12 protein-coding genes are annotated in these 13,249 nt (G+C 70.1%); 10 read left to right on the top strand and 2 right to left on the bottom strand.

What is annotated here, in order from left to right:
* Positions 1 to 564: 564 nt before the first annotated feature.
* The 7 genes from rpsB (at position 565) to ABD332_RS37880 (ending at position 6,916) form a co-directional block, all read left to right on the top strand.
* Positions 565 to 1,389 carry a 30S ribosomal protein S2 gene (rpsB, locus tag ABD332_RS37910; RefSeq protein ID WP_344507918.1) on the top strand — a complete coding sequence of 275 codons (825 nt, stop codon included), beginning with the start codon at positions 565 to 567 and terminating at the stop codon, positions 1,387 to 1,389.
* Positions 1,390 to 1,426: 37 nt separating this feature from the next.
* Complete coding sequence (gene tsf / locus ABD332_RS37905; RefSeq protein ID WP_344507916.1) at positions 1,427 to 2,254, top strand: translation elongation factor Ts; 828 nt, start codon at positions 1,427 to 1,429, stop codon at positions 2,252 to 2,254.
* 100 nt (positions 2,255 to 2,354) lie between these two features.
* On the top strand, positions 2,355 to 3,146 hold the full coding sequence (gene pyrH / locus ABD332_RS37900; protein ID WP_344507914.1) for a UMP kinase: 792 nt from the start codon (positions 2,355 to 2,357) through the stop codon (positions 3,144 to 3,146).
* Entirely contained in the window at positions 3,143 to 3,700 is a 558-nt protein-coding gene (frr, locus tag ABD332_RS37895) for a ribosome recycling factor (RefSeq protein WP_344507912.1), read from the top strand. Before pyrH ends, frr begins: the two co-directional genes overlap by 4 nt.
* 62 nt (positions 3,701 to 3,762) lie before the next feature.
* Positions 3,763 to 4,626 carry a phosphatidate cytidylyltransferase gene (locus ABD332_RS37890; protein WP_425552351.1) on the top strand — a complete coding sequence of 288 codons (864 nt, stop codon included), beginning with the start codon at positions 3,763 to 3,765 and terminating at the stop codon, positions 4,624 to 4,626.
* A gap of 59 nt (positions 4,627 to 4,685) precedes the next feature.
* Positions 4,686 to 5,876 carry a dual-specificity RNA methyltransferase RlmN gene (rlmN, locus tag ABD332_RS37885; RefSeq protein ID WP_344508179.1) on the top strand — a complete coding sequence of 397 codons (1,191 nt, stop codon included), beginning with the start codon at positions 4,686 to 4,688 and terminating at the stop codon, positions 5,874 to 5,876.
* Entirely contained in the window at positions 5,873 to 6,916 is a 1,044-nt protein-coding gene (locus tag ABD332_RS37880; RefSeq protein ID WP_344507910.1) for a DivIVA domain-containing protein, read from the top strand. Before rlmN ends, ABD332_RS37880 begins: the two co-directional genes overlap by 4 nt.
* Positions 6,917 to 6,979: 63 nt before the next feature.
* Here the strand turns inward: ABD332_RS37880 and ABD332_RS37875 are convergent, their stop codons facing one another.
* Positions 6,980 to 7,198, bottom strand: coding sequence for a DUF2631 domain-containing protein (locus ABD332_RS37875; RefSeq protein WP_344507908.1), 219 nt, complete (start codon positions 7,196 to 7,198; stop codon positions 6,980 to 6,982).
* Between the two features lie 132 nt (positions 7,199 to 7,330).
* Here ABD332_RS37875 and ABD332_RS37870 point away from each other — a divergent pair, with 132 nt between their 5' ends.
* Both ABD332_RS37870 and ABD332_RS37865 read left to right on the top strand, forming a co-directional pair.
* Complete coding sequence (locus ABD332_RS37870; RefSeq protein ID WP_344508177.1) at positions 7,331 to 8,926, top strand: Rieske 2Fe-2S domain-containing protein; 1,596 nt, start codon at positions 7,331 to 7,333, stop codon at positions 8,924 to 8,926.
* Positions 8,927 to 8,946: 20 nt separating this feature from the next.
* On the top strand, positions 8,947 to 9,654 hold the full coding sequence (locus ABD332_RS37865) for a DUF2786 domain-containing protein (protein ID WP_344507906.1): 708 nt from the start codon (positions 8,947 to 8,949) through the stop codon (positions 9,652 to 9,654).
* A 938-nt stretch (positions 9,655 to 10,592) separates the two neighbouring features.
* On the opposite strand, the gene ABD332_RS37860 is transcribed toward ABD332_RS37865, so the two are convergent.
* Positions 10,593 to 11,627 (bottom strand): YihY/virulence factor BrkB family protein, encoded by a 1,035-nt coding sequence (locus ABD332_RS37860; RefSeq protein WP_344507904.1) that lies wholly within the window; start codon positions 11,625 to 11,627, stop codon positions 10,593 to 10,595.
* A 217-nt stretch (positions 11,628 to 11,844) separates the two neighbouring features.
* On the opposite strand from ABD332_RS37860, the gene aspS reads away from it, so the two are divergent.
* On the top strand, positions 11,845 to 13,074 hold the full coding sequence (gene aspS, locus ABD332_RS37855) for an aspartate--tRNA(Asn) ligase (protein WP_344507902.1): 1,230 nt from the start codon (positions 11,845 to 11,847) through the stop codon (positions 13,072 to 13,074).
* Positions 13,075 to 13,249 lie beyond the last annotated feature (175 nt).

Genomic DNA, 13,249 nt, shown 5'->3' with positions numbered 1-13,249 from the left:
CGTTCCCGCGTGACGAGCCGCGGCCGGTCCAAGTGACCAGCCGCGGCCTGTCCACCGGACGAGTCGCAGCTCTGTCCACATGACGAGCCGCGGCCGGTCCGCGTGACCAGCCGCGGCCTGTCCACCGGACGCGCCGCGGCTTGCGCACGTGACCAGCCTCGGCTTGTCCAGCCCGACGGGCTGCGGCCCTGCCCACGTGACGAGCCGACGACCGGCTGACCGGCGAGCGCTGAACCGGCGACCGAGGCCCTCCGCCGCGGTGGGCGGACGAGGCCCTGCCGGGTGACGGATCGGCCTGGTCGGCGCGGCAGCCGGGGGCGGATTCGTGGGTCGGCGGCGACTGCGCGTACACTTCCGGACGGCGACCGTGCACGCACGGTCGACCTCGCGCGCCCTCCCGCAGCCCGCCGCTTTCTCGCGCCGGGCCAGAAACCAGGGCGGCGGCCGCCCTGGTCCCGATCCGCAGCCACGCGCTGGGTCGGGTGAGACGGCCGACGACCGGGCGCCAGGACGGCGGACCGACCGGACCGTCGTGGAAACCAGGATCGAAAGGATCCCACGAACATGGCTGTGACCATGCGTCAGCTGCTGGAAAGCGGCGTGCACTTCGGACACCAGACCCGCCGTTGGAACCCGAAGATGAAGCGCTTCATCTTCACGGAGCGCAACGGTATCTACATCATCGACCTGCGCCAGACGCTGGACTACATCGACAAGGCCTACGACTACATCCGCAACACCGTCGCCGAGGGTGGCTCGGTGCTGTTCGTGGGCACGAAGAAGCAGGCGCAGGAGGCGATCGCCGAGCAGGCGACGCGTGTCGGTCAGCCGTACGTCAACCACCGCTGGCTGGGTGGCATGCTGACCAACTTCCAGACCGTCTACAAGCGGCTGCAGCGGATGAAGGAGCTCGAGTCCCTCGACCTCACCGGCACCGCGCAGGGCTACACGAAGAAGGAGACCCTGCAGCTGTCGCGCGAGCAGACCAAGCTGAGCCGCACGCTCGGTGGTCTGCGCGACATGCAGAAGCTCCCGTCGGCGATCTGGGTCATCGACACCAAGAAGGAGCACATCGCGGTTGACGAGGCCCGCAAGCTGGGTATCCCGGTCATCGCCGTGCTCGACACCAACTGCGACCCCGACGAGGTCGACTTCCCGATCCCGGGCAACGACGACGCCATCCGCTCCGCCGCCCTGCTGACCCGCGTGGTCGCGGACGCGGTCGCGGACGGTCTCATCGCCCGGTCGGGCCGCGCCACCCGTGCCGACCAGAAGCCCGAGCCGGGCGTCGTGGCCGGCGACGAGCCGCTCGCTGAGTGGGAGCGTGAGCTGCTCGAGGGTGCCAAGCCCGACGACGCCGCTCCCGCCGCCGAACCCACCCAGGCCTGACACGAGCCGTCAAGGCGAACTCAAGCGAGAGAGAGTCATGTCCAACTTCACCGCCGCGGATGTCAAGCGACTCCGCGATCTGACCGGCTCCGGCATGATGGACTGCAAGAAGGCGCTCGAGGAGGCCGAGGGCGACTTCGACAAGGCCGTCGAGCTGCTGCGTATCAAGGGTGCGAAGGACGTCGGCAAGCGCGCCGGCCGCACCACGGCCAACGGCCTGGTCGCCCACGTCGGCTCGGGTCTGGTCGAGATCAACTGTGAGACCGACTTCGTCGCCAAGAACGAGGCGTTCGTCGAGCTCGGCCAGAAGCTGGCCAAGCACATCGACGAGACCAAGCCGGCCGACGTCGAGGCCCTGCTGGGCTCGAAGCTCGGCGACAGCACGGTGGCCGAGCTGATCCAGACCGAGTCGGCGCGCATCGGCGAGAAGCTCGTCATCAACCGCCTCGCGGTCCTGGGCTCGCCGGTCGCGATCTACATGCACCGCAAGAGCCCGGACCTGCCCCCGCAGGTCGGCGTCGCGGTCGAGTTCACCGGCAAGGACGACGAGGCTGCCCTCGCCGACGCGCGTGGCGTCGCGATGCAGATCGCGGCCATGCGGCCGAAGTACCTGACCCGCGAGGACGTCCCGGCCGACACGGTCGAGTCCGAGCGCCGCATCGCCGAGCAGACCGCTCGCGAGGAGGGCAAGCCGGAAGGCGCCCTGCCGAAGATCATCGAGGGCCGGGTCAACGGCTTCTTCAAGGACTTCGTCCTCATCGAGCAGGCGTCGGTCAGCGACAACAAGAAGACCGTCAAGCAGGTGCTGGCCGAAGCCGGCATCGAGGTGACACGGTTCGTCCACTTCGAGGTCGGCCAGGCCTGATAGCAGGGCGCGGAGGGGGTCACGGAATCCACACTGGATGCCGGGACCCCCTCGTCATATCCCCTTCCAGCGGCAGAACGGACACGGAGAGGTTGCCCAGATGACGCACACCGCTGTGGAAGCGGCAAGGCAGGCATTGACGCCGGCCCCGATCGGGGTGCGACGCGTCGTGCTGAAGCTCTCCGGCGAGGTGTTCGGCGGTGGCGCCGTCGGCGTCGACCCGAACGTGGTGCGGCACATGGCCCGCCAGATCGCGGCCGTGGTCCGCCGCGGTGTCCAGGTGGCCGTCGTCGTCGGTGGCGGCAACTTCTTCCGGGGCGCCGAGCTGTCCCGGGCCGGCATGGACCGGTCCCGCGCGGACTACATGGGCATGCTCGGCACCGTCATGAACTGCCTCGCGCTGCAGGACTTCCTGGAGAAGGAAGGCATCGACACGCGGGTGCAGAGCGCGATCAGCATGGCGCAGGTCGCGGAGCCGTACATCCCGCGCCGCGCGATCCGGCACATGGAGAAGGGGCGGGTCGTGATCTTCGGCGCCGGCGCCGGCATGCCGTACTTCTCGACCGACACCGTCGCCGTGCAGCGCGCCCTGGAGATCCACGCGCACACGGTCCTGATGAGCAAGAACGGCGTCGACGGTGTGTACACGGCCGACCCCCGTACCGACCCGACGGCCCGCAAACTCGACAGCCTGACGTTCGCCGATGCCCTGCTGCAGGGCCTGCGGGTCGTCGACCAGACCGCGTTCAGCCTCTGCCAGGAAAACGCGCTGCCGATGCTCGTGTTCGGCGCCGAGGGGGAGGACAGCGTGGCTCGCGCGTTGAGTGGTGAGAGGATCGGCACGCTCATCACCGCTGAGCCCATCCCGGACCGAGGAGGAAAGACCACGTGATCGAAGAAGCTCTCTTCGAGGCCGAAGAGAAGATGGAGCGCGCGATCGAGCACGCCAAGGAGGAGTTCGCGGTCATCAGGACCGGCCGAGCGACCCCGGCGATGTTCGGCAAGGTGATGGTCGACTACTACGGCACGCCCACCCCGCTGCCGCAGATGTCGTCGATCGCCATCCCGGAGCCTCGTATGGCGATCATCAAGCCGTACGACGCCTCGGTGATCGGTGCGATGGAGAAGGCGATCCGCGACTCGGACCTCGGGGTCAACCCCAACAACGAGGGCACGCAGATCCGGATCAACCTCCCACAGATGACCGAGGAGCGGCGCCGCGAGATGATCAAGATCGCGCGGCACAAGGCCGAGGACGCCCGGGTCGCCGTGCGCAACGTGCGCCGCAAGGCGAAGGAAGAGCTCGACCGCATCGTCAAGGACGGCGAGGCGGGCGAGGACGACGGGCGCCGCGGCGAGAAGGAGCTCGACGACCTGACGCACAGGTTCGTCGCCCAGATCGACGAGCTGCTCAAGCACAAGGAATCAGAGCTCCTCGAGGTCTGATGACGCCCCCCGGTAACCCTTCGACCAGGGCGCGGCACGTTGATGCCGCGCCCGAGGCGTCTATGCCAAACGAACAAGTGCCGGCCGGCGAGAAACCCAAGCGCCGTGCCGGCCGCAACCTTCCCGCCGCGATCGGTGTCGGCGTGGGCCTGGGCGGCGCGGTCATCGCCTCGCTCTTCGTGTGGATCCCGGCGTTCCTCGGTCTGGTGGTGCTCGCCGTCCTGGTCGGCATCTGGGAGATGGTCCGGGCCGTCAGCGTCAACAAGGCGAGGCCGCCGCTCGCACCGCTGCTCGTCGGCGGGTCGGCCATGGTGGTGCTCGCCTGGTTCGGCGGCGCCGAGGTCCTGCCGGTCGGCCTGCTCCTGACGCTGCTGGCGGTGTTCGTGTGGCGGTTCGCCGGCGGTCCCCGCGACTACCAGCGGGACGTCACGGCCGGTGCCCTGATCGCGGTGTACGTGCCGTTCCTCGGCGCCTTCGCGGCGCTGCTCGCGCACCCCGGCAAGGACGTCTCCGACGGCGCGGTGCGGGTCCTGGTGACGATCGTCGCCGTGGTGCTGTCCGACACGGGTGGATATGTGACCGGTGTCTTCCTCGGCAAGCACCCGATGGCACCTTCCGTCAGCCCGGCGAAGTCGTGGGAGGGCTTCGCGGGGTCGGTCGTGTGGACCGGTGCCGGCAGCGCGGTGGCGATTCCGCTGCTCCTGTCCGACGCCGTCTGGTGGCACGGGGTCGTCTTCGGGGTCGCGGTCGCGGCCGCGTCGGTGCTCGGTGACCTCGGCGAGTCGCTGATCAAGCGCGACCTGGGCGTCAAGGACATGAGCAACCTGCTACCGGGTCACGGTGGGCTCATGGACCGGCTGGACTCGATCCTGCTCGCCCTGCCGACCGCGTACGCCGTTCTGGCGTTCCTGGTGCCCCCGTCCTAGTGCCCTTGGCCAGCGGTACTGAAGATCACGCGACTCGGCATGGGACACTTGAAGACGTCATGACACAGCTTCCCGTTCTGAACCTCGAATCCACCGCGACCGGCACGACGAGTGACGGCCGCCGGGCGACCATGCCACCGCGTCACCTGGCCGACCTCGATCTCGCCGGGCGCCGGGCCGCCGTCGCCGAGCTGGGGGAGCAGGCGTTCCGCGCGGGGCAGGTGTCGGCGCACTACTTCGGCCGGCTGGTCCGCGACCCCGCCGACATGACGGACCTTCCCGCCAGGAGCAGGGACGCGATCGCGGAAGCGCTGCTGCCGCGCCTGCTGCACCCCGTACATGAGAAAGCCACCGACGACGGGGCGACCCGCAAGACGTTGTGGCGGCTTCACGACGGCTCCCTCGTCGAGAGCGTCCTCATGGGATATCCAGACCGCGTGACGGTGTGCGTGTCGAGCCAGGCGGGCTGCGGGATGGCGTGCCCGTTCTGCGCCACCGGCCAGGCCGGGCTCACCCGCAACCTCTCCACCGCGGAGATCGTCGACCAGGTCGTCTGGTTCGCCGGGATGGCCGCCCGCGGGGTCCTGCCCGGCAGCCCGGACCGGCTGTCGCGGGTCGTGTTCATGGGCATGGGCGAGCCCCTCGCCAACTACAACCGGGTCGTCGCGGCGGTCCGCAGGCTCACCGACCCCGCCCCGGAAGGGCTCGGGCTCTCCCAGCGGCACATCACCGTGTCCACCGTCGGGCTGGTCCCGGCGATGCGCCGGTTGACGCAGGAGGGGCTGTCGGTGACGCTTGCGCTGTCGCTGCACGCACCCGATGATGATCTGCGCGACACGCTCGTGCCGGTCAACCAACGTTGGAAGGTCGCCGAAGTGCTTGATGCCGCGTGGGAGTATGCGGCTCGCACTGGTCGGCGCGTGTCCATTGAATACGCAATGATCCGGGATGTGAACGACCACCCGTGGCGGGCGGATTTGCTCGGCCGGCTCTTGTCCGGCCGTCTCGCGCATGTCAATCTCATCCCGCTCAATCCGACACCCGGGAGTAAGTGGGACGCTAGTCCCAAGCCGGTGGAGCGAGAGTTCGTCCGGCGCCTCCGGGCGGCAGGGGTCGCGACCACGGTGCGCGACACCCGCGGCCGGGAGATCGACGGGGCCTGCGGGCAGCTTGCCGCCTCAAACGGTGGCAAGGTGGGAGAGCGTGAAACAGGCTTGCTAGCACGGCGAGCGAACGAGGAGACACAGTGAGTCAGGGTCAACGGTTCCGGCGCCGTGCGCTGCGGCGGGGATACAAGGTCGACGAGGTCGACTCGTTCCTCGACCGGGTCGAGGCCACCCTCTCCGGTGACCCGATGGGCGCGCCGGTGAGCGCTCAGGAGGTCCACGATGTGGTCTTCCGGGTGCGCTTCGGCGGATATGACGAGTGGCAGGTGGACCTGCACCTCGACCGGGTCGAGCGCCAGCTGGCCGAGCTGGAGGAGCGCGGCGGCGGTGGCTTCGGCCGCGCCCTCGACTCCCGCGGCGGCGAGATGCGCAGCGGCGAGATGCGCATGGCCCCCGAGCGGATGCCCGAGCGCATGCAGCCCGAGCGGATGGGCCCGCCCCCGATGGAGCGGATGCAGCCCGAGCGGATGGGCCCCCCGCCCATGGAGCGCATGCAGCCGGAGCGGATGGGTCCGCCCCCGATGGAGCGGATGCAGCCCGAGCGGATGGGCCCCCCGCCGATGGCGCCGCCGCCGCCCCTGCCGCCGCGGCCGGCCCCCGCTCCCGCCGGCCCGCCCCGCGACCCGAACTACGGCCGTTACGACGAGCCCACGTACGGTGGCGCCTTCGACGACGACCGGGGCTACGAGGCGCCGCGCCAGCCGCGCGCGGACATGACCGCCGAGATCCGCATGGACCGCGACCGGCCCGAGCCGGCGACCTACGGCGGCGCGCCCGACCGTGACCGCGACCCGTATGGCGGCGGCCCCGACCGCGACCCGTACGGCGAGCCCTACGGCGGCCCGCCCCAGGGCGCGCCGGTGCAGCACCAGTCGACCGAGGTGGCCCGCATCGACCAGCTGCGCCGCACGTTCCAGCTGCGCCGCTTCGGCAGCGGCTACGACCGCGCGCAGGTCGACCGGCTGTTCGAGGGCGTCATGGCGTCGCTGTCCGGCCGTGGCGGCCCGCTCACCGACGGTGACCTCGACCCGTCGCACTTCAACCTGGTGCCCGGCGGCTACTTCGAGGCGGAGGTCGACGCCGCCCTCAAGGAGGTCCGTGACCTCGTGATGCGCCGCCGCTGAGCGCAGACGCGAAAAGGCGCACCGGTGCTTCCGGTGCGCCTTTGCCGCATGTACGACCAGCGACTACCGAAGGCCGTTCCGGCGCAGCACCCAGTCTCCGACGAGGGCGAGCACCAGTACACCGGCGGTCGCGATCAACCAGATGTCCTCGACCCGGCCCTTGTGGTTGCCGACCAGCATCCCGAGGATGAGCAGCACGGTGACGGCAGCACCGAAGCGGGCGGCCCGCGGGTGTCCCGGCTTGTGCTGGTCGGGAGAGGTCACAGGCTCGTGCTCGGCCACGACGCGTCCTTTCGCTGCAGGTGTGCTTCGCGACAAAGTCTGGCATGCGGCACCCGGACCGACGGTTGCGGGTCGGTCGGGTAGCGTCGGAGCGGCATGCCAGTTGTAGTTCGAGGGAGGAACGCGGTGCGGATCACCGGGACGGGACACGCCAGCCTGCGCATCGACACCGATGCCGGCAGCATCCTCTGTGACCCGTGGGTCAACCCGGCGTACTTCGCGTCGTGGTTCCCGTTCCCCGACAACTCCCTGCTCGACTGGGAGACGCTCGGCGACTGCGACTACCTCTACGTGTCCCACCTGCACCGGGACCACTTCGACGCGGAGCACCTGAAGCGCTTCGTGTCGAAGAAGGCGACGGTGCTGCTGCCCGAGTTCCCCACGTCGGAGATGCGCGACGAGCTCGAGGCGCTCGGCTTCACCAGGTTCCTGGAGACCAAGAGCGACCACGTCCACGAGCTCGACGGCGGCCTGAAGATCATGATCCAGGCGCTCACCTCGCCGACCGACGGGCCGATCGGTGACTCCTCGCTGTGGGTCGAGCACAACGGCGTCCGCATCCTCAACCAGAACGACGCCCGCCCGACCGACCTCACCACGTATGCCGAGCTCGGCCATGTGCACGCGCACCTGCTCCAGTTCTCCGGCGCCATCTGGTACCCGATGGTCTACGACCTGCCGCAGGCCGCGAAGACCGCGTTCGGCAAGCAGAAGCGTGACCGGCAGTTCGACCGGACCTTCCGGTACATCGACGACCTCAAGGCCTCGCACGTGGTGCCCATCGCGGGGCCGCCGTGCTTCCTCGACGACGAGCTCTGGCAGTTCAACGACATCTTCGGTGACGAGGGCAACATCTTCCCCGACCAGTGGGTGTTCCAGCAGGAGTACGCCAAGCACGGCGGCACCAACTCCACGGTGCTGCTGCCCGGGTCGGTGATGACGGTGACCCCCGACTCGGTCTCCACCGTGCACCCGGTCGACGTGGAGGAGTTCTTCGCGCACAAGCGGGAGCACCTGGAGGAGATGCGTGACCGGAAGCGGCCGATCATCGAGGCCGCGAAGGCGTCCTGGCGGCACCCCGAGGTCGACGTGCTCAAGGAGATGAAGCGGCGCATCGAGCCGCTGCTCGACGAGTCCGTCTACCTCGCGAAGGGCGTCGGCGGCCCGGTCCGCTTCGACCTGGTGGGGTATGACGGCACCTCCGTCGAGTCGATCGTCGTGGACTTCCCGGGCAAGCAGGTCCGCCAGTACGCCGACGAGAAGGTCCGCTACCGCTTCCGCACCGAGCGCGCCCTCATCGAGCACCTCCTCTTCATCGAGGAGGTCGACTGGGTCAACTCGCTCTTCCTGTCCTGCCGCTTCACCGCCACCCGCATCGGCCAGTACAACGAGTTCGTCTACTCGTTCTTCAAGTGCCTGTCGGAGGAGCGCCTGCAGTACGCGGAGGGCTGGTTCGCCGAGCAGAAGCCCGACGCCGAGGACATCAAGCTGGGCGACTGGATCGTGCAGCGCCGGTGCCCGCACCTGAAGGCCGACCTGACCCGCTTCGGCATCGTCGACGGCAACACGCTCACCTGCCAGCTGCACGGCTGGAAGTTCGACCTGCCCAGCGGGCGCTGCCTGACGAGCGTGGGGCACGAGCTGCGCTCCCGTGCTGCCGGTGCTTCGGCGCCGGCTTCTGCTCCTGCTCCTGCTTCCGGGGACGGCGCTGCGGCGGAATTGTCGTAGGTCGGCGGTAGCCTCTGTTCGTGTTGGAGAAGGTTCGGAAGCTGCTCGCCAAGGCCGAGGATCCCGCGTGCACGCGGGAAGAGGCCGAGGCGCTGACCGCCAAGGCCGCCGAGCTCATCGGCAAGTACGGCATCGATCAGGCACTGCTCGCCGCCACCGACGGCCTGCGCCCGCAGACCGTCGGCAACCGGCTGGTCGAGCTGCACCCGCCGTATCTGCGCGAGAAGGCCCATCTCCTGCACGTGGTCGCCACCTCCCTGCGCTGCCGCTCGGTCCGCCTGCAGCACCGCACCCGCGACGGCCTGCGCATCTCCATGCACCTGTTCGGCTTCGAGTCCGACGTCGCCGGCGTCGAGCTGCTGTTCGCATCCCTGCTCGTCCAGGCGGCCCGCGGCGTCCTCACCGAGCCCGTCCCGCCCGGCGAGCAGGTCGCCGCCTGGCGCCGCTCCTGGCTCATCGGCTTCGGCTCGGCGGTCGCCCACCGCTTCGCCGAGGCCGACGAGCGCAGCCGCGCCGCCACCCCCGACCAGCCGGGCATGGCCCTCGTCCTGGCCGACCGGGGCCGCGCCGTCGACGTGGCGGTCGACGAGCAGTATCCGGACCTGCGTACCGCCCGCCCCCGCCGCTTGACGGGCGGCGGCTTCGACGCGGGCAGCGCCGCCGGCCACCGCGCCGACCTCGGCAACCCCCGCGTTCCCACCGCCGCCCGCCAGCCCTTACCAGGCTGACCGCCCCACCCGGGACTCACCCGGGATCTCACCCCCACCGCCTGACCCGGCTCCGGCGTTCCCGCTCGGCGTGCTCGGCGTGCTTGGGGTGCTCGGCGTGCTTGGGGTGCTGGCTGGGCGTGCTGGCTGGGCTCCTGGCCGCCAGCTGGGCGACTGGATCATGCAATGCCGGTGCCCGCACCTGAAGGCGGACTTGACCCGCTCCTGACCGCTCCCCGGCTGTCGCGGGGGTCGGCGGCGGCGTTCCCGTGTTCCGGTCGCTGTCTGTGGGTGTTCGCCTGACTTGCCCCGCGCCGGTCTGGGCTTGTCCACGGGTTGGCCGTCGCGGGTGGCAGGGAGGGGTCGTCTGCGCTGGGCCGTTGGCTGCGGTGGTGTGTTCGGCTGCCTGCGGGGTCGTCGGTGGAGACCTTCCCGTGTTCTGGCTGGTGTCCGTCGGTGTTGCCTGATCCGTCCCGCACCAGCCTGGGCCTGCCCACGGGGCTGAACGCCGCGGACGCCGAGGGGGGTTCGTCTGTGCGGCACCGTTGGCTGCGGTGTTGTCGTCGGCTGGTCGCAGAGCTGCCGGTGGCGGCAACCCCTGTGTCCCAGCTGGTGGCTGCCAGCCGCTCGCCTGGTTGGTCGCGTCAGCTTGGGCTTGTCCCGGGAGCGTCCGAGTCGGGGTATCCGTCGTGGCACGGCTGCTGGCTGCTCTCGGGTTCTCGGACTCCGGTCCGACCGCCGGGGGTGTCGTCGTTGGCTGGCCGGGGCTGATCCTGGCTGGGGTCCGCGGTCATCGGGGAAGCGGCGTTGCTGCGCTGGTCTCGGCCGGGCTACGGCGACCAAGCTATTACCGGTCGGCTCGTAGTCCCGCTTCCGCAGCGGTGTCGAGGTGGCTCGTCTCGTGATCCCCGGATGGTTGTGGTGGTTCTGGCTGCCGGAATCGCTTGGGAGCAGGGGAGTCAGCGGGTGGGGGTGTTGAGCTGGTTGTGGGCGAAGGCCTGGGGGTCGGTGTCGGGGTCGCGGTCGAGTTGTTCGTCGACGGGGACCCACTGGTCCTCGACGACGGGTTCGGGGACGCCGACGCGCAGGGCCTCCAGCTGGGCGCCGAAGGCGATCCCCAGGAACAGGGCGATCCCCGTCAGGTTCGCCCACAGGAGGAGGGCCATGATGCCGGTGAGGGCGCCGTAGGTGGCGCCGAAGGCGTCGCTGCTGCTGACGTAGAACGCCAGGAGGGCGCTGATGAGCCACCAGAAGGCGGTGGAGAGGGCGGCGCCGAAGAGGAGCCAGGAGAAGGCGGGCTGGCGGCGGCGCGGGGCGAAGCGGAAGATGGCGGCGACCGCGGTGACGACGAGGGCGACGCTGAAGGGCCAGCGCAGGAACTGCCAGACGGCGTCGACGGGGGCGCCCCAGGAGGGGTAGTGGGCGCGGACGGAGCGGCCGAGGTCGCCGCCGGCCACCAGCATGAGGAAGCCGGCCAGGGCGGGGATGCCGGCGCCGGCGGCGAGCAGGACCGCGCGGCCGTACTTGAGGTGGGCGGGACGGTCGCGTTCGACGCCGTAGATGCGGTTGGCGCCACGCTCGATCTGGGCCATCGCGGTGGTGAGGGCGACCATCCCGGTGAGCAGACCGGCGGTGAGGGCGAACTCGCCGATGTCCTCGGCGCGCTCGGAGTCGGCGAGCAGGTCGTGGACGAGCTGGTCGCTGGCGCCGGGGGTGAGGGCGAGGACGGTGTCCGCGACGACCTCGCCGCCCTCGGCGACGCCGAGCTTGCTGACAAGACCGGTGAGGGCGATCAGGAACGGCACGATCGCGAGGCAGAACTGCAGCCCGAGGGCGCGCGCGTGGCTGAAGCCGTCGCCGTACCGGAAGCGCAGGAAGGCGTCGCGCAGCAGGCACCAGCCGCCGTGTCGCCGCAGCGTGTGCCAGGCGTCGTCGGCGGAGAGGTCGTCGCGGGACATCAGGCGCGTTTCGGGGACCTGCCGGGTGCTGCTCACGCGGGTTGATTTCCCGTCGCGGCGGAACCGAAAACTTGCCTATGATCGATGGGTACGGCGATGAGGCGGACGCATCCGCGCCTGACGAACGCATGGTGGTGCTACCGCTGAGCCGTTGCATCGAGGTCACGGCGGCATGCCGTGGCGAAGGTGTGGTGGCACCGCGACCGGCCCCATCGCCCACACCTCCGGGGAGCGGAGTCTCTCGGGAGGTGTCATGCATCGCATCCTGTCCAGCCAGCTTCCTCAGTACATCGGCGAAACGGTGAACGTCGCTGGCTGGGTCCATCGGCGGCGGCTGCTCGCCAAGGTCGCGTTCGTGGTCCTGCGCGACCGCGAAGGCCTGCTGCAGATCGTGTGCAAGGAGTCGGCGGTGCCGGCGGAGGAGCAGGTCGTCGCGGTGACGGGGCGGGTCGTCGCCAACGAGGCGGCGCCCGGCGGGGTGGAGCTGGTCGAGCCGGTGTTCACCGTGCTGGGGGAGGCCGAGCCGCCGCCCGTGGAGCTGTTCCGGCCGGAGCTCAACGCGTCGCTGCCGATGCTGCTGGACCACGCCGCCGTGACGTTGCGGCACCCGCAGCGCAAGAAGGTGTTCGCGGCGTCGGCGAAGGCGGTCGGCGCGTTCCGCCGGGCGCTGGACGAGCGGGGCTTCACCGAGGTGTTCACGCCGAAGATCGTCGGCAGCGCCACGGAGAGCGGCGCCAACGTGTTCGAGATCGACTACTTCGGCGCGAAGGCGTACCTGGCGCAGTCGCCGCAGTTCTACAAGCAGACCATGGTCGGTGTCTTCGAGCGGGTGTACGAGGTCGGCCCCGTCTTCCGGGCGGAGCCGCACGACACGTCCCGCCACCTGGCGACGTACACGTCCCTCGACGCCGAGCTGGGGTTCATCGAGAACCACCGCGACGTCATGGCCGTGCTCACCGAGGTGATCCGGGCGATGGTCGGCGCTGTGGAGGAGTTCGGGTTCCAGGCGGCGGTGCCGGCGCAGATCCCGGTGCTGCACTTCCAGGAGGCGCTCAAGATCGCGGGGGCACCGGAGGACGAGCCCGACCTCGCCCCGGAGCACGAGCGCGCGCTGGGGGAGTGGGCCGCGCGGGAGCACGGTTCGGACTTCCTCTACGTGGAGGGGTACCCGATGCGCAAGCGGCCCTTCTACACCCACCCCCAGCCGGGTGAGCCGCGCTGGTCCAACTCCTTCGACCTGCTGTTCCGGGGCCTTGAGCTGGTCACGGGCGGTCAACGGCTGCACCGGCACGAGGACTACCTGGCGGCCCTGAACCACGACACGGGGTCGCTGGAGACGTACCTCGAGGCGTTCCGTCACGGCATGCCGCCGCACGGCGGGTTCGCGATCGGGTTGGAGCGGTTCATGGCCCGTCTGACCGGCGCTTCGAACGTCCGCGAGACCACGCTCTTCCCGCGTGACCTGCACCGAGTGGCTCCGTAATTCGATTGCTCGGTGGCAAGTGATGATCTATAATTGGTACATGTGTACTAACGGGGACGGCATCTGGGATTCACCGCGATGACGGTCGGTCGCGGGGGCGCACCACTGTGTGCCCCCGCGGCATCGGCACCCGGTCGGCCACCTCGACACGTGCACGCCTGAGACAATGGACGGG

It is taken from the genome of Dactylosporangium maewongense, from assembly GCF_039531485.1.
GTDB lineage: Bacteria > Actinomycetota > Actinomycetes > Mycobacteriales > Micromonosporaceae > Dactylosporangium > Dactylosporangium maewongense.
Note: the sequence above shows the minus strand (reverse complement) of the source record. Positions and strands in the feature narration are given on the sequence as shown.